At 70.7% G+C, this 16,858-nt stretch carries 10 protein-coding genes; 5 read left to right on the top strand and 5 right to left on the bottom strand.

The window, feature by feature from the left end; all coding sequences use genetic code 11:
• Window positions 1–465 precede the first annotated feature (465 nt).
• Window positions 466–1,041: a glutathione peroxidase gene (locus tag VF522_RS13540; RefSeq protein ID WP_414709523.1), complete on the bottom strand. Its 576-nt coding sequence runs from the start codon at window positions 1,039–1,041 to the stop codon at window positions 466–468.
• A 131-nt stretch (window positions 1,042–1,172) separates the two neighbouring features.
• Between VF522_RS13540 and VF522_RS13535 the strand changes: the two genes are divergently transcribed.
• From VF522_RS13535 to VF522_RS13520, 4 genes are read left to right on the top strand one after another with little or no spacing between them, the layout of a single operon-like run.
• Window positions 1,173–2,030 (top strand): ferritin-like domain-containing protein, encoded by an 858-nt coding sequence (locus tag VF522_RS13535; protein ID WP_330908802.1) that lies wholly within the window; start codon window positions 1,173–1,175, stop codon window positions 2,028–2,030.
• Window positions 2,031–2,086: 56 nt separating this feature from the next.
• Entirely contained in the window at window positions 2,087–2,515 is a 429-nt protein-coding gene (rfaE2, locus tag VF522_RS13530) for a D-glycero-beta-D-manno-heptose 1-phosphate adenylyltransferase (RefSeq protein ID WP_330908801.1), read from the top strand.
• 40 nt (window positions 2,516–2,555) lie between these two features.
• The gene (locus VF522_RS13525; protein ID WP_330908800.1) at window positions 2,556–3,434 is read left to right on the top strand and encodes an RNA polymerase sigma-70 factor; all 879 of its coding nucleotides are present in this window, start codon (window positions 2,556–2,558) and stop codon (window positions 3,432–3,434) included.
• 49 nt (window positions 3,435–3,483) lie between these two features.
• Window positions 3,484–3,948 carry a carboxymuconolactone decarboxylase family protein gene (locus VF522_RS13520; protein WP_330908799.1) on the top strand — a complete coding sequence of 155 codons (465 nt, stop codon included), beginning with the start codon at window positions 3,484–3,486 and terminating at the stop codon, window positions 3,946–3,948.
• Here the strand turns inward: VF522_RS13520 and VF522_RS13515 are convergent.
• The 4 genes from VF522_RS13515 to glnE all read right to left on the bottom strand — a co-directional run bounded on the left by VF522_RS13515 (window position 3,945) and on the right by glnE (window position 12,671).
• Window positions 3,945–7,061: an efflux RND transporter permease subunit gene (locus VF522_RS13515; RefSeq protein WP_330908798.1), complete on the bottom strand. Its 3,117-nt coding sequence runs from the start codon at window positions 7,059–7,061 to the stop codon at window positions 3,945–3,947. The two genes, VF522_RS13520 and VF522_RS13515, sit on opposite strands and share 4 nt — an antisense overlap.
• Entirely contained in the window at window positions 7,058–8,275 is a 1,218-nt protein-coding gene (locus VF522_RS13510) for an efflux RND transporter periplasmic adaptor subunit (protein ID WP_330908797.1), read from the bottom strand. Before VF522_RS13510 ends, VF522_RS13515 begins: the two co-directional genes overlap by 4 nt.
• A gap of 26 nt (window positions 8,276–8,301) precedes the next feature.
• Complete coding sequence (locus VF522_RS13505) at window positions 8,302–9,756, bottom strand: efflux transporter outer membrane subunit (RefSeq protein ID WP_330908796.1); 1,455 nt, start codon at window positions 9,754–9,756, stop codon at window positions 8,302–8,304.
• 131 nt (window positions 9,757–9,887) lie between these two features.
• Window positions 9,888–12,671 carry a bifunctional [glutamate--ammonia ligase]-adenylyl-L-tyrosine phosphorylase/[glutamate--ammonia-ligase] adenylyltransferase gene (glnE, locus tag VF522_RS13500; protein ID WP_330908795.1) on the bottom strand — a complete coding sequence of 928 codons (2,784 nt, stop codon included), beginning with the start codon at window positions 12,669–12,671 and terminating at the stop codon, window positions 9,888–9,890.
• Between the two features lie 24 nt (window positions 12,672–12,695).
• Between glnE and VF522_RS13495 the strand changes: the two genes are divergently transcribed.
• A complete protein-coding gene (locus VF522_RS13495; protein WP_330908794.1) occupies window positions 12,696–16,847 on the top strand; it encodes a YhdP family protein in 4,152 nt (1,383 codons plus the stop codon).
• Window positions 16,848–16,858: the final 11 nt, after the last annotated feature.

Below are 16,858 nucleotides of genomic sequence, written 5' to 3'. Positions count from 1 at the left end.
CGAATTCCAAGCGAATGGACACGGTATCTCTCTCCTGCCACGGCATGAGAACCCTCCGAAGTGTTATCCACACCCCGAAAGCGTTACCTATGTCCTCGCACGGGTGTTACCCATGTCCCCAGTCCAAACACCCACCCTACGAAACGACGAGAAATCCCTGGAATCCCCGCGGCCTGCGCGGCGGGTGGGCCGCCGCGTTCACGAGTCAGCGACTGAAAAATCGCCAAGGCGATTTTTCAGTCCATAGAAAATTGCTGCGAAGCGCCCCGAAACGAAGGAGGGAGGGAGGGAGGAGGAGAAGAGTCGCCTCGGGATTGCATCCGGGACCCGAAGGTCCGGACGACTTCGCAGCAGCAAAATCTGGGGTGGGTGTGTCGGGAGTCCTGCCTCTTGACGGGATGGAGTGCCGCTGCGGGCCTGCGGTTCCCCTCGCGCTACGCCCCAGCAGGTAAATTTTTGTGAACGCTAGCGGGGAGCCAGCTGGTTCTCCAGCGCACGGAGCAGCGCCGGATCGTCGGGACGCGTCAGGCTGCTGTAGTTCGCCACGATAGCCCCGTCGCGGCCGATGAGGTACTTGTGGAAGTTCCACAGCGGCGCCCGCCCGGTCTGCCGGGCCAGTTCCCTGAACAGCGGGTTGGCGTCGCTGCCGCGCACGGCGCTCTTGCCGAACATCGGGAATTTCACGCCGAAGGTGTTCTCGCAGAAGTCCGCGATCTCCTTGTTGCTGCCGCCCTCCTGCGCGAAGTCGTTCGACGGGAAGCCGAGCACGACCAGTCCGCGGTCGCGGTACTTCGCGTACAGCTTCTCCAGGCCTTCGTACTGGGGCGTGAAGCCGCAGAAGCTGGCCGTATTGACCACCAGCAGCACCCGGCCGCTGTACTGGCACAGGGCCTGCGGCTTTTCGTCCTGCAGGCGCGGGAAGGTGTGTTGCAGCAGCGCCGGGCAGGCCGCCGCGGCGGGGGCGGCCGGCTGGGCGACGGCGGGGGCAGGGGCCGAGGCCGCCAGCAGGCCGGCGGCCATCAGGGAAACGAGGCTCTTCATGGCGGCCGATCATGCGCCCAAGGGCGCCGGGTGTGCCATTCTCCTCGCCCAGGAACGGGCTCGCCAGACTTTGTCAAGCGATCGTCATGCCTACCACCTAAAATCCCCGGTTGCCAAGAACCACGACCGCCATGCTGTATCCCGAACTGTTCAAACAACTGGAGTCCGTCCGCTGGGACATGGACAAGGACATTCCTTGGGACAAGTTCGACGCGTCCGTGCTGTCCGAGGAACAGGCGCAGACGATCAAGATGAACGCCATCACCGAGTGGGCCGCCCTGCCCGCCACGGAAATGTTCCTGCGCGACAACCGCGACGACAGCGACTTCTCGGCCTTCATGTCGATCTGGTTCTTCGAGGAGCAGAAGCACTCCCTGGTGCTGATGGAGTACCTGCGCCGCTTCCGCCCGGACCTGGTGCCGACCGAGGAGGAGCTGCACCAGATCCGCTTCGAGTTCGACCCGGCGCCGGCGCTGGAAACGCTGATGCTGCACTTCTGCGGCGAGATCCGCCTGAACCACTGGTACCGCCGGGCGGCCGAGTGGCACACCGAGCCGGTGATCAAGCACATCTACCAGACGCTGAGCCAGGACGAGGCGCGCCACGGCGGCGCCTACCTGCGCTACATGAAGCGCGCCATCAACAACTTCGGCAACGAAGCCCGGGCGGCCTTCGCCAAGGTGGGCGTGCTGATGGCCAGCGCCCGCCGCACGGCGCAGGCGCTGCATCCCACCAACCTGCACGTCAACAAGGCGCTGTTCCCGAACGACACCATCCAGTCGCGCCTGCCGGACCCCGAATGGCTGGAGCACTGGCTGGACCAGCAGATCAAGTTCGACGCGGTCTGGGAAAACAAGGTCGTCGACCGCATCCTGCACAACCTGAGCCTGCTGATGGACCGCAGTTTCAAGAGCGTGCAGGAGCTCAACCGCTTCCGCAAGGAAATCCAGGCCAGCCTGGGTGGCGGCGCCTCGGCGCAGCCGGTGTGAGCGGCGCTCCGGCCTTCCTCTCCAAGATCGTCGCGCGGTCGGAAGCGGCCGCGCGCATGGCGGCCCTGCCGGGCCCCGTCGTCTTCACCAACGGCGTCTTCGACGTGCTGCACCGCGGCCACGTCACCTACCTCGCCAACGCCCGCGCGCAAGGCGGCAGCCTTGTCGTGGCGCTCAATACCGATGCCTCCGCCCGCCGGCTGGGCAAGGGGCCCGACCGCCCGCTCAACGCCGAACAGGATCGCGCCGTCGTGATGGCGGCGCTCGAGTCCGTGAGCCTGGTGACCTGGTTCGACGAGGACACGCCGGTGCAGCTGCTGTCCGAACTGAAGCCGCAGGTCTACGTGAAGGGCGGCGACTACGACATGCGCAAGCTGGCCGAGACCGCCCTGGTCGAGGGCTACGGCGGCCGCGCGCTGGCCATCCCCTTCGTGGACGGCTACTCCACCACGAACCTCGTCCAGAGGATCCGCAGCGCCGGCTGAAGCGCTGTCACAAAGGGGCGGCTCGCTCCGTCTAGCCGGCATGGACCACCGGACCGCCACCTTCCAGAGCCACCGGCCGCGCCTGCTCGGCATCGCTTACCGCATGCTCGGCTCCACCGCCGAAGCCGAGGACGTGCTGCAGGACGCCTGGCTGCGCTGGAACGAATCCGACACCGACAGCCTGCGCAGCGTCGAGGCCTGGCTGGTCACCATCGTCACCCGCCTGTCGATCGACCGGTTGCGCGCGCTGCGCGCCGAGCGCGATCGCTATCCGGGCTTCTGGCTGCCGGAGCCGGTGGTCGAAGCCGCCGACGCGCACACGCCCCACAGCCTGCTGGAACGCGCCGACGACGTCTCGGTGGCGCTGCTGCGCGTGCTGGAGCAGCTCGGACCCGATGAACGCGCCGCCTTCGTGCTGCGCCAGGCCTTCGACATGGACTACGCGGAAATCGCGCAGGCGCTGGGCAAGAGCGAGGCGGCCTGCCGGCAGCTGGTGCACCGCGCCAGCGAACGCGTTCAGGCCGAACGCCCGCGCTTCGCGGTCAGCGGCGACGCCCATTGGCGCGTGGTGGAGGCGTTCGCGCGCGCCGCGCAGGGAGGCGACCTGGTCGCCATGCGCGGCCTGCTCGCCGAGGACGCGCAACTGGTGAGCGACGGTGGCGGCAAGGTGCGCTCGTTCGACTTCGTCATGCACGGCGCGCAGCGCCTGGCGCAGCTCTATTACGCGGTGTCGCGCCGCCACGGCGCGTCGCTGCACTACCGTCTGGTGCGGGTGAACGGCCAGCCCGGACTCGCGCGGTACGTCGGCAATCAGCTGGAGTCGGTGCAGTCCTTCGAGTTCGAGGGCGAGCGCATCCGCGCCATCCAGACCCAGCGCAACCCGGACAAACTCGCTCGGGTGCTTGTCACAAGACCGTGAGCCGGCGCGTCTTGCGGGTGAGTCCCTTCACTGCAACAGGAGCACCCTCATGGAAACCCGCCTCGCCAACCCCCATCGCCTGGCCCCGGAAGCCTACAACGGGCTCGCCGCCGTCAGCGCCCAGCTGAAGTCGTCCATCGGCCGCGCCTTGATCGCGCTGGTCGACATCCGCGTCTCGCAGATCAACGGCTGCGCCTTCTGCCTGGACATGCACGCCCGCGAACTGCTGGCCGCAGAAACGCCGGACCTGCAGCGCCTCAACAGCCTGGCCACCTGGCGCGAAGCGCCGTTCTACACGCCGCGCGAGCGCGCTGCGCTCGCCTGGGCGGAAAGCCTCACGCTGGTGGCGCAGACGCAGGCGCCGCAGGACGACTTCGCGCCGCTAAACGAACACTTCAGCGAGCGCGAGATCGCGGAGCTGACGCTGGCCATCGGCGTGATCAACGCCTGGAACCGCTTCGCGATCGGCTTGCGGCTGCCAGTGGCGCGCCGGCCGCTGACCGTCGCGGCCTAAGGTTCGGTGCGCGGCCGCTTTCCGGTGCGCCGGAAGACGTCGCGCACGCCCCGTTCCCGCAGCTTCTTCACCTGCCGGTTCCACCAGTGCTCGATGTCGTCCACGTATTCGAACACCACCGGCACCACCAGCAGGCTCAGCACCGTCGACGTGAACAGGCCGCCGATCACGGCGATCGCCATCGGCGAGCGGAAGCTCGGGTCGGCGGCACCGAAGCCGATCGCGATCGGCAGCATGCCGGCCGACATCGCGATGGTGGTCATGATGATCGGCCGCGCCCGCTTGTGGCCGGCGTCGAGCAGCGCCTCGAAGCGCGTGAGGCCGTGATCCCGCCGGGCGACGATCGCGTACTCCACCAGCAGGATGGAGTTCTTCGTCGCGATGCCCATCAGCATGATCAGGCCGATCAGCGAAGGCATGGAGAAGCTCTTCTGCGCGATCAGCAGGCCGACGAAGGCGCCGCCGAGCGCCAGCGGCAGCGCGCTGAGGATCGTGAGCGGGTGCAGGAAATCCTTGAACAGCAGCACCAGCACGATGTAGATGCACAGCACGCCGGTGAGCATGGCCAGGCCGAAGCTCGCGAACAGCTCGCCCATCATCTCGGCGTCGCCGATCGGCACCACCTTCACGCCGGGCGGCAGGTTCTGGATCGAAGGCAGCTGCTCCACCGCGGCCGTCACTTCGCCCAGCGGCGCGCCCGACAGCTCGATCTCGAAGTTGATGTTGCGCGAGCGGTCGTAGCGGTCGATCACCGCCGGCCCGCCGGTGAGCTGGAGCGTCGCGACCTGCCCCAGCATCACGCTGCCGCCGGAAGCGGCGGGCACCGTCAGGCGCTCCAGCACGCCGAGGTCGCGCCTCGCGTCCTCGCGCAGCTTCACCACGATCGGCACCTGCCGCTGCGAGAGGTTCAGCTTGGGCAGGGCCACGTCGTAATCGCCGGACGTGGCGATGCGCAGCGTGTCGGCGATCGACTGGCTGGTCACGCCGAGGTCGGCGGCGCGCGCGAAGTCCGGCCGCACCACGATCTCCGGCCGCACCAGCGAGGCGGTGGACGCGATCTGCCCGAGGCCGGGGATGGTGCGCAGGTCGCGCTCGACCGCGCGCGCCGCTTCCGCCAGCGACTGCGGGTTCTCGCCGGACAGCACCAGCACGTATTTCTCGCCCGAGCCGCCGAGGCCGACCTTGGTGCGCACCCCGGGCAGGACTTCCAGCGCCTGGCGGATGTTCGTTTCGATGCCCTGCTTGCGCGGCCGCTCGCTGCGCTCGTCCAGCAGCACCGTGAGCGTCGCTTTGCGCGTTTCCGCCGCGCCGGAGTTCGCCATCGGGTCGCCGCCGGCGCTGCCGCCGCCGATGGTGGTGTAGACGCTCTTCACGTGCGCCACCTTCTTCACCGCCAGCCGGGCCTGTTCCGCCAGCGTCTTGGTCTGTTCCAGGGTGGAGCCCGGCGGCAGCTCGAGGTACACCTGCGTCTGCGAGTTGTCGTCCGGCGGGATGAAGCCGGTCTCCAGCAGCGGGATCATGGCCACCGATGCGAAGAAGAACAGGGTCGCCAGCACCATCGTCTTCACGCGGTGCTTCATGCTCCAGTTCACGCATTTCATGTAGAGGCGCAGCCAGCCCGGCTCCTTTTCCTGGCCCACCAGCGGCTTGAGCATGTAGGCCGCCATCATGGGCGTGAGCATGCGCGCCACCACCAGCGAAGCGAACACCGCCAGCGCCGCGGTCCAGCCGAACTGCTTGAAGAACTTGCCGGCGATGCCGCTCATGAAGGCCGTCGGCAGGAACACCGCGATCAGCGTGAAGGTGGTGGCGATCACCGCCAGCCCGATCTCGTCGGCCGCTTCCATCGCCGCCTCGTACGGCGTCTTGCCCATGCGCAGGTGGCGCACGATGTTCTCCACTTCCACGATCGCGTCGTCCACCAGGATGCCGATCACCAGCGACAGCGCCAGCAGCGTCACGACGTTGATCGAGAAGCCGAGCAGGTGCATGCCGATGAAGGCCGGGATCACCGACATCGGCAGGGCGACGGCGGAGACGAAGGTGGCGCGCCAGTCGCGCAGGAACAGCCACACCACCAGCACCGCGAGGGCGGCGCCCTCGTACAGCAGGTGCAGCGAAGCCTCGTATTCCTCGCGCACCGGCGTCACGAAGTCGAAGGCCTGCGTGAGCTCGATGTCGGGCCGCTGCGCCTTCAGTTCCGCCAGCGCCTGGTGGATCGCGGCCCCGACCTGCACCTCGCTCTCGCCGCGGCTGCGCGCCACTTCGAAGCCGACGACCGGCTTCCCATCCAGCAGCGCCGCCGAGCGCGGCTCGGCGATCGTGTCGCTCACCTGGGCGACGTCGGCCAGGCGCACGGTGCGGTTGCCGGGCAGCGCGATCTGCAGGTTGCCGATTTCGCGCGCGGTGGACACGGTGGCCAGCGTGCGCACGGGCTGCTCGCTGCCGCCGAGATCGGCGCGGCCGCCGGCGCTTTCGGTCTGCACCTGCCGCAGCTGGCGCGAGATGTCGGCGGCCGTCACGCCCAGCGACTGCAGCCGCACCGGGTCGAGCGCGACGCGGATCTCGCGGTTGACGCCGCCCACCCGGTTGACCGCGCCGACGCCCGGCACCGCCAGCAGCTTGCGCGACAGCTCGTTGTCGACGAACCAGGACAGCGCCTCCTCGTCCATGTTGCGCGAGGCGATGGTGAAGGCCAGCACCGGCTGGCCGGCCAGTTCCAGCTTGGTGATGATCGGGTCGCGCAGGTCCGTGGGCAGGTCGGCGCGCACGCGCGACACGGCGGAGCGCACGTCGTCGACCGCTTCCTGCACTGGCTTCTCGAGCCGGAACTCCACGGTGAGCGTCACCACGCCGTCCTGCACCTTGGTGTAGATGTGCTTGAGGCCCTGCACCGTGGCGACCGAGTTCTCCAGCTTGCGGGCGACGTCCGTCTCCAGCTGCGCCGGCGCCGCGCCCGGCAGCGCCGCCGTCACCATCACGGTGGGCAGGTCGATGTCGGGGAAGTTCTGCACCTTCATGGCCTTGAAGGACAGCAGGCCCCCGAAGGTGAGCAGCACGAACAGCATCACCGTCGGGATCGGGTTGCGGATGGACCAGGCGGAGAAATTCATGGCTTGTCCTTGCGCGCCGGCGCCGACGCCGCGGAGGCGGGCGCGGATGCGGCGGAAGCCGGCACGGCGGCAGCGGGCGCCGCGCCGGCCGCGGCCGTGGACGGCACCGGCCCGTTCGCGTCGGCCACGCGCACCAGGTCGCCGTCGTTGAGGAAGCCGCCGCCGCTGGCGACGATGCGCATGCCGGAGGTCACGCCCGACAGCACCTGCACGCGGTCCTCGGCGATGCGGCCGATCTGCACCTTCACCTGGCTCACGCGGTTGTCCGGATTCACCCGGAAAACATAGTTGAAACCTTCGCGCACCACCACCGCCGGCTGCGGTACCGTGAGCGCCGGCTGCGCGCCGAGGTCGAACTCGCCGCGCGCGAACATGCCGGCACGCGCGCTGCCGGAAGCCGGACCCGGCAGCGGATTCACGTCGACGTAGACGAGCGCGACGCGGGTCTGCGGGTCCACCGTCGGGCCGATCATGCGCACCCGGCCTTCGAGCCGCGCGCCGCTGGTGGCGGTGACGAGGGCGCGGGTGCCGGGCGTGATGCGGCCGAGCTCGTCGGAAGTCACTTCGGCGCGCCATTCGAGGCGGCCCTTGCGGATCAGGCGGAACAGCTCGGCACCGTTGCCCACCACCGCGCCGACGGTCGCCGTGCGCGCGGAAATGATCCCGTCGTCGGGCGCGTGGACGGCGCTTTGCGACAGCCGCACCTGCTGCTGGTCCAGCTGCGCGCGCGCCGCCGCCACCCGCGCGCGGGCCGTCGCTTCGGCGGTGATGTACTGGTTGATCTGCGAGGCGCTCATCGCGCCGGTCTGCTGCAGGGTGCGCGCGCGGGCCGCGTTGTTGGCCGCTTCGGCGGCCGCCGCTTCGGCTTCGGCGAGGGAGGCGCGGGCCTGCGAGCTTTCCGCCTGCAGCGTGGCGGCGGCGAAGCGCGCCAGCACCTGGCCGCGGCGGACGCGGTCGCCGACGCCCACCAGCACGTCGGAGATGCGCAGCCCGCTCGCTTCGGCGCCGATGATGGCTTCCTGCCAGGCGGCCAGGTTGCCGTTGGCGGCGAGCATCACCGGCAGCATCGTCTCGGTCGGCGTGGTGGTCGTGACGGTGAGCGCCGGCTTGGTGTTGGCGGTCTTCTTCTCGTCCTTGCCGCCGCAGGCGGCGAGCAGCAGGACGGCGGCGCAGGCGACCGCCAGCGCGCGGGCTCGGTGGGACAGCAGGTGCATGGGACGGTGTTCCTTCTTCTTGTCGTTCAGTCGTTGCGGGCGGTGGCTTCGCGGTCGCCGCGCTCCCAGCCGCCGCCCAGGGCGCGGTAGAGCGCGATCCAGGCCGCCACGCGTTCGCGCTGCAGCGTCACCAGCACGGTCTCGGCGTTGAGCAGCACGCGGCGCTGGTCTTCCAGCTCGATCAGGCTGCCGAGCCCGCTGCGAAAGCGTGCTTCCGCCGCCACGAAGGAAGCGCGATAGCCCTCGACGGCGGCGCGGGCGTCCTCGCTGCGTTCGCGGGCGCTTTCCAAGTTGACCAGCGCCTCCTCCACTTCGCGCACCGCCTGCCGCACGCGCGCGCCGTACTGGATCACCGCTTCCTCGTAGCGGGCCTGCGCGGCGTCCTCGGCGGCCGCGCGGCGGCCGGCATCGAAGATCGGCAGCGTCACGGCGAGCGGGCCGATCTGCCAGGTCTGGATGTCGCTGGCCTGGCCGCCGGCGCGGATCCAGCCGGTGGCGATCTGGCCGCTGAGCGACACGCGCGGGAAGCGGTCGGCCCGCGCGGCGCCGACATCGGCACTGGCGGCGGCCACGTTGCGCTCGGCCAAGTAGACATCGGGGCGTTGCGCGAGCAGCGCCGCCGGAACGGACGGGATCGCGCGGTCGGCGATGCCGGCCGGCTCGTCCCAGCCGGCGGCGAGGCGGCGGCGCAGCTCGGGTTCCGGCAGGCCGGTCAGCGCCACCAGGCCCTTGGTGACCAGCTCGCATTGCGCCTGCTGCTGCGTGGCGCGCGCCGCGCCTTCGGCGGCACTGGCGCGGGCCTGCGCCGCGACCGCCGGCGCGGTGAAGCCGGCCTCGGCGCTGAGTCCGGTGAGGCGCGCGCTTTCGGCGCGCGAGCGCGCATCGTTGCGCGTCACCGCCACCAGCAGGTGGCAGGTGCGCAGCTCGACATAGGTGGTGGCGGTCTCGGCCGCGACGGCCACGCGCGCATCGTGCCAGCCCGCCTGCGCGCCGCGCTCCCGGGCGCGCGCGGCATCGGACTGCGAGCGGCGGGCGCCGAAGACGTCGACCTCCCAGGCCAGCTGCACGTTGTTCTGCAGGATCGTCGAGGCCGGGAGTCCGCCCTGCCCGCCGCCGCCGGCACCGCCCGCGCCACCCGCCAGCGCATTGCCGCGGCTGATGGAGGTGGTCGCGTCGACCGAAGGCAGCCTGGCCGCGTTGGCCGCGACGCGGGCGCTGCGCGCCTCGGCGATGCGGGTGGCGGCGGTGGCGACGTTGGGATTGGCGGCCTGCGCGGCTTCGATCAGGTCGATCAGCAGCGGATCGTCGAACTGCAGCCACCAGCGCCTGAGGTCGGCGAGGTTGCCGCCGTGCGGCAGCGGCGCATACCAGCGCGGCGGCGCCTCGGAGGCGACGGATTCAGGAGGGCGGGGAACGGCGCAACCAGCCAATGACAACAGCAGCAGCGAGCCGACCGCCGCGACGGGGCGCAAGAGCTTCATGGGTCCTTCCCGGATCGGGCTTGTTCGCGGCACTGGCGACGCGCGCCGGCGTGCGGGGCCGCGGCAGCGAAACCAAAGAGCCTATCACCGGGCCGTGAATCTTGCTGGGGTACGCGCCCCAGCGCGGCCGTTCAGCCGAAGACGTGCCGCCAGAGCGCGAGGATCGCGTCGCGCTCGGCCATGAGCTGGCCTTCGGGCACCTGCGTCGGTTCCTCGTTGAGGCGCGCGTGGTGCTGGTGCCGGCGCTGTTCGCGGTAGGCGGAAGCGGCGGCCTGGCCGACGCCCGCGGGCAGCAGGCCGGCCGCCTCCGCCCGCTGCAGCAGCGCGATGTTGCCGGCGTTGGGCACCAACTCCGGATGCGCGCCCGACTGCGACAGCACCAGGAACTGCACCGCGAATTCGGCGTCCACCATGCCGCCCGGGCTGTGCTTCAGGTCGAAACGCCCGGCCTTGACCGGATGCGCGCTGCGCACCTTGTCACGCATGGAAACGATCTCGCGCTGCAGTGCGGCGACATCGCGCGGCGCCGTGATCACGGCCTGCCGCACCGCGTCGAAGCGCGGGCGCAGCGCCTCCAGGCCGACCACGAAGCGGGAGCGCGTCATGGCCTGGTGCTCCCAGGTCCACGCGGTGTTGCTGCCGCGGCGCTGCTGGTAGTCGTCGTAGGCCTGGAAGGTGGTGATCAGCAGGCCCGAGCTGCCGTTGGGACGCAGCGCGGTGTCGATCTCGAACAGGTCGCCCTCGGAGGTCTTGGTCGACAACCAGTTGATGATCTTGCGCACGTAGGCCGCATAGGCGTCGGGGGCGCGCTCGTCGTCGTCCTCGTAGACGAACACGATGTCGAGGTCGCTGCCGTAACCCAGTTCCTTGCCGCCCAGCTTGCCGTAGCCGAGGATCGCGAAGCAGGGCGCCTCGCGGTGCCGCTGCTTGAGGCGCTCCCAGCACCAGCGCGCCGTCACCTTCACCGTGGTGTCGGCCAGCAGGCTCAGTTCGTCGGCCACCTGTTCCACCGTCAGCACGCCCTCGACGTCGCGCGCCAGGGTGCGGAACAGTTCCGCGTGGTGCGCGCGGCGCAGCAGGTTCAGCAGGGTCTCGTCGTCGTCCTCGCCGGTGATCTGCAAGGAGCGCTTGCGGTGCTCGAGCTCGCGCTCGAAGTCTTCCGGGCTGAAGCGCTCCTTCAGCAGGCCGTCGCTGGCCAGTTCGTCGATCACGCCGGGATGCTGGATCAGGTAGCGGGCCGGCCAGCGGGCCTCGCCCAGCAGGCGCAGCAGCCGCTCGTGCACCGCGGGCCGCTCCCACAGCAGCGCGAGGTAGCTTTCGCGGCGCAGCAGCGGCTCGATCCAGTCCACCATCCGGACGGCGGCTTCTTCGCTGACGCGCCCTTCGCGCAGCCATTGCGCGGTGCGCGCCACCAGGCGCGAAAGGCGCTGGCGGGCGTCGTCGCGCAGCGCCATCACGCGCGGGTGGGTGCACCAGCGCTGGATGCGCTGCTGCAGCTGCGAAGGCAGCGTCTCCAGCATGCCGTCGAGGTCCGGCGGCGGCGCCTTCGGGCCCTTGCAGCTCTTGCACTCGCTGGCGCCGCCTCCCAGCAGCTTGTCGAATTCCTCGGCGACCAGCTCGCGATGCCCGTCGAGTTCATGCAGGAAGGGGCAGCAGTCCGCAAAACCCATCGTCCGCGCGATCCAGGTGAGGTCCTGGTCGTCGTCGTCCGTCTTGCAGCCCATGGGCAGCACGTGGGTCTGCTGGTCGTCCAGGTACTGGATGCGGTGCTCCACGCGGCGCAGGAAGATATAGGCGGCTCCCAGCGCCCTGGCCGTTTCCTCCGACATCAGGCCGGCGGCGGCGAGCCGCGGCAGCGCCTGCAGCGTGGGCCGGGTGCGGATCTCGGGAAACTGGCCGCCGCGCACCACCTGCAGCAGCTGCACGGTGAACTCGATCTCGCGGATGCCGCCGCGCGACAGCTTCACGTCGTTGGCGCGTTCCGGACGGCCGGCGGCACGCCGCGCGGCATGCTCGCGGATCTGCCGGTGCAGCGAGCGCAGCGCGTCGAACACCGCGTAATCGAGGTAGCGGCGGAACACGAAAGGCAGCACCGTCCCGCGCAGGGCCTGGGCGGAGCCGTCGGCGATGCAGCTGCGCGGCGCGACCACCCGGCTCTTCATCCAGGCGAAGCGCTCCCATTCGCGGCCCTGCACCTGGAAGTAGTCCTCCAGCGCGCCGAGCGACACCGCCGGCGGGCCGGAGTTGCCGTTGGGCCGCAGCATCAGGTCGACGCGGAACACGAAGCCGTGCTCCGTCACGTCGCCGATCAGCCCGAAGATGCGCTTGACCGCCTTGCCGAAATATTCGTGGTTGGTGATGCGGCCGCGGCCGTCGGGCGCGCCGGCCGTCTCGCCGTCGGTGTCGTAGACATAGACCAGGTCGATGTCGCTGGACACATTGAGTTCGCGCGCCCCCAGCTTGCCCATGCCGACGATCCAGAGCTGGGCGCGCCGTCCTTCGGGCGTGCGCGGTTCGCCGTGCGTCGCGTCCAGTTCCCCGCAGGCCTGGCGGCAGGCGGCGTCGAGCGCGAATTCGGCCAGTTCGGTGACGGCGCCGGTGATCGTTTCCAGCGGCGAGCGCCGGTCGCAATCGAGCACCACCAGCCGCTCCATCACCAGCTGGCGAAGGACGCGTAAAGCCGATGGCACGTCGTAACCGCGGGAACGCAGGGCCTCGTAGGCGACTCCCATGGTCTCCCGCCCCGGTGCGCCCGCCGGCAGCAGCGAGAGCTCGCCTTCATAGCGCCGGCGCAGCCGCTGCACGAACCGCGAGTTACCGGAAAGTGGGAATGGCGTGTCCTCCGGGGACGGCGCGGCCCCGTTGACGGAAGCGGCGGTGCCGCTGTTGCTGCCGGGCCCGACGCCCAGGGTCATAATTCCCGCCACTTCGATGTCTTCATGAATGCGACGCCGCCGAATCCCTCACGCACGCTGAGGTTGTTTGCAGCCGCGGCCAAGTGGTCGCTGTGGCTGCTGCTTGCAGCGTCCTTGCTGCTGTCGCTCGCGTGGGGTGCGCTTCATGGATTCATTGTGCCGCGAATCGGTGACCTGCGCCCCGCACTGGAAATTCGGGCCAGCCAGGTCCTCGGGGTGCCGGTGCGCATCGGCGCGATCAGCGCCCGCAGCGAGGGCGTCTTCCCCTCGTTCACGCTGGAAAACGTCGTCCTGCTGGATCCGCAGGGGCGCGAGGCCCTGAAGCTGCCGCTGGTGATCGGGGCGCTGTCGCCGCGGTCGCTCTGGAACCTGGGCTTCGAGCAGCTCTATATCGACCGGCCGCGGCTGGACATCCGGCGCGCGCGCGACGGCCGCATCTTCGTGGCCGGCCTGGACTTTTCCCGCAGCAGCGGCGACGAGGGCCGGGCGGCCGACTGGTTCTTCGGCCAGAAGGAATTCGTGATCCAGGGCGGGGCCATCCAGTGGACCGACGAACTGCGCGGGGCGCCGCCGCTGGCGCTGGACGACGTGCGCTTCGTGGCGCGCAACGGCGCCCGCCGGCACCAGTTGCGCATCGACGCCACCCCGCCGGCCGAATGGGGACAGCGCTTCAGCCTGAGCGGGGTCTTCCGCCAGCCGCTGCTGTCCACCCATCCGGGCCGCTGGCAGCAGTGGGATGGCCAGATCCATGCCGACTTCGCGGCGGTGGACCTGTCGGCGCTGCGGCGCCAGGCCAACCTCGGCATCGAGATCGCGCAAGGCAGGGGGCGGCTGCGCGCCTGGGCCGACGTCGCCCAGGGCCAGGTCGTCGGCGGCACGGCGGACGTCGTGCTGCAGGACGTCAACGCCACCCTGGGGCCGCAACTGCAGCCGCTGGCGCTGCAGTCGGTGTCGGGCCGGGTCGGCGGCAGGCGGCTGGCGGGCGGCTTCGAATTCCATACGCAGGACCTGCAGTTCCTCACGCAGGAAGGCCTGCGCTGGCCGGGCGGCAACGTGGCGGTGACGTGGACCGGCGCCGAAGGCACGCGGCCGGCGCAGGGCGAGCTGCGCGCCGACCGCCTGGACCTGGGGGCGTTGAGCCAGATCGCGACGCGGCTGCCGCTCGGCGCCGCGACGCACGAGGCGCTGCAGGCCTGGCGGCCGCAGGGCCTGGTGGAAACGGTGCAGGCGCGCTGGCAGGGCCCGCTCGATGCGCTGCAGAAGTACGAGGCGCGCGGCCGGGCGCGCCAGCTGGAGGTCGCGTCGCGGCCGCACCCGGAGGGCCATGCCGGCGTTCCCGGCGTGCGCGGGGCCGACATCGACTTCGACCTGAACCAGGGCGGCGGCAAGGCGAAGCTGGCGATCCAGCAGGGCGCGCTCGACTTCCCCGGCGTGTTCGAGGAACCGGTGCTGCCGCTGGACACGCTGGCCGCCGACGTGCAGTGGCAGGTGAACGGCGCGGACCTGTCGGTCAACGTGGCCAACCTCAAGTTCAGCAATGCCGACGCGCAGGGCGAGGCCCAGGCCAGCTGGCGGACCGCCGATGCGCGCACCGCGCCCGGCGGCGCCCGCTTCCCCGGCGTGCTGGACCTGCAGGGCACGCTGTCGCGCGCCGACGGCACCCGCGTGTGGCGCTACCTGCCCAACGGCGTGCCGAAGCAGGCGCGCGAATACGTGCATTCGGCGGTGCTGGCGGGTACCGCGCCGAACACGAAGTTCCGGGTGAAGGGCGACCTGCGCGGCTTCCCCTTCCCGGACAACCATGGCGGCGAGTTCCTGGTCTCGGCGCCGGTGCGCGACGTGACCTATGCCTACGTGCCGCGTTCCCTGCAGCCGGAGGGCCAGGCGCCGTGGCCGGCACTGTCGAACGTGGACGGCGAGCTGGTGTTCCAGGGCGCCGGCATGCAGATCCGCAATGTGAAGGGGCGGGTCCAGGGGGCCGCCCGCCTGCAGGTGGCCGCCGATGCGCGCATCCCGGACTTCCACCATTCGCAGGTGGAGGTGCAGGGCAGGATCAAGGGGCCGGTCGCCGATTCGCTGGCGGTGGTCAACGGCTCGCCGGTGACGGCCATGCTCAATGGGGCGCTGGCGCGGACCACCGCGACCGGCAATGCCGACGTCGACCTCAGGCTGGTGCTGCCGCTGGCGGACCTGCAGCGCTCCCAGGTGCAGGGCGCGGTCACGCTGGCCGGCAACGACGTGCAGGTCTCGCCGGCCAGTCCGGTGCTCGCGCGCGCCCGCGGCAGCGTGCAGTTTTCGGAGAAGGGCTTCCAGCTCGCCGGCGTGCAGGCCCGCGCGCTCGGCGGCGACGTGCGCCTGGACGGCGGCACGCGTGCCGGCGTCAACGGCGAGGCGGCCACCGTGCACCTGCGCGGCCAGGGCACCGTCACGGCCGACGGCCTGCGGCAGGCGCAGGAACTGGGCTTCGTGTCGCGGCTGGCGCGCGACTTCCAGGGCAGCACCAGCTACAACCTGGCGCTCGCCTTCCGCCGCGGCACGCCGGAGATCCAGGTCACGAGCAGCCTGCAGGGCCTGGCGATCCAGCTGCCCGCGCCCCTGAACAAGCCCGCGGAATCGGCCCTGCCCCTGCGCTACGAGACGGCGCTCACGCGCGAGTCGCTGGCGCCCGGCGCGCGGCTGCAGGAGCTGCTCACCGTGGAACTCGGGCGCGTGGCCTCGGTGAACTACGTGCGCGACCTGTCGACCCCGGAGCCGCACGTGGTGCGGGGCAGCATCGCGGTGGGGCTCGCGCCGGGCGAGAGCGTGACGCTGCCCGACGAAGGCGTGATGGCCAACGTGCTGCTGGGCACCTTCAACATCGACCACTGGGAAGACGCGCTCACCCGCGTCGCCGGCGACGCCACGCCGGCGACTGCGCCAGCGGCCGCGCCCGCCGCGACGGCCACGCGCAACGAGAACTCGCCCGCGATGGGCTACATGCCGACGCTGATCGCGGTGCGCGCGAAGGAGCTGAGCGTGGAAGGCCGCACGCTGCACAACGTGGTGCTGGGCGGCTCGCGCGAGGGCCGCTTCTGGCGTGCCAACGTCGATGCCGAGGAGTTGAACGGCTACATCGAATACCGGCAGCCGCCGAGCACCGGGGCGGGCCGCGTGCATGCGCGGCTGGCGCGCCTGAGCATCGCGGCTGCGGCGGCGACCGAAGTGGAGCAGCTGCTGGAACAGCAGCCGGTGAACATCCCGGCGCTGGACATCGTGGTCGACGAGTTCGAGCTGAAGGGGCGCAAGCTCGGACGTCTCGAGATCGACGCCGTCAACCGCGGCGCCGCCACCGTGGCGCGCGAAGGCGGCATCCGCGAGTGGCGCCTCAACAAGCTGGCCCTCATCTCGCCGGATGCGACCTTCACCGCATCGGGCAACTGGGCGGCGATCGGCGCGCAGCCGGCCCTGCCGGGTGCGCCGCGGCAGGACGCTCGCCCGGGCGAGCGCCGCCGCACGTCCATGAAGTTCAGGCTGGACATCGCCGACGCCGGCCAGACGCTCGCGCGCTTCGGCATGAAGGACGTCGTGCGGCGCGGCCGCGGCAGCATGGAAGGCACGGTGTCCTGGCTCGGCTCGCCGCTGGCGCTGGACCATCCCAGCATGACCGGCGGCTTCCACGTCGACGTGGAAAGCGGCCAGTTCCTGAAGGCCGATCCCGGCCTGGCCAAGCTGCTGAGCGTGCTGAGCCTGCAGTCGCTGCCGCGCCGGCTGGTGCTGGACTTCCGCGACGTCTTCAGCGACGGCTTCGCCTTCGACTTCGTGCGCGGCGACATCGCGATCGAGCAGGGCATCGCCTCCACCAACAACCTGCAGATGAAGGGCGTGAACGCCGCCGTGCTGATGGAAGGCAAGGCCGACATCGCCCGCGAGACGCAGGACCTCAAGGTGGTGGTCGTGCCGGAGATCAATGCGGGCACCGCTTCGCTGGTGGCCACCGTGATCAACCCGGCGATCGGCCTCGGCACCTTCCTCGCGCAGATCTTCCTGCGCGAGCCGCTGATCCGCGCCGCCACGCAGGAGTTCCACGTCGACGGCACCTGGGCCGACCCGCGCGTCACGCGCGTGTCGCGCTCCGCCGGCCGGACGGAGGGCACCACCGGCGCCGCCAACGAGTCCGCCCAGCCCGTCACCCGCTGAAAGCCCGGAGT

This window comes from Ramlibacter sp., assembly GCF_036383835.1.
Taxonomy (GTDB): Bacteria; Pseudomonadota; Gammaproteobacteria; order Burkholderiales; family Burkholderiaceae_C; genus Ramlibacter.
Note: the sequence above shows the minus strand (reverse complement) of the source record. Positions and strands in the feature narration are given on the sequence as shown.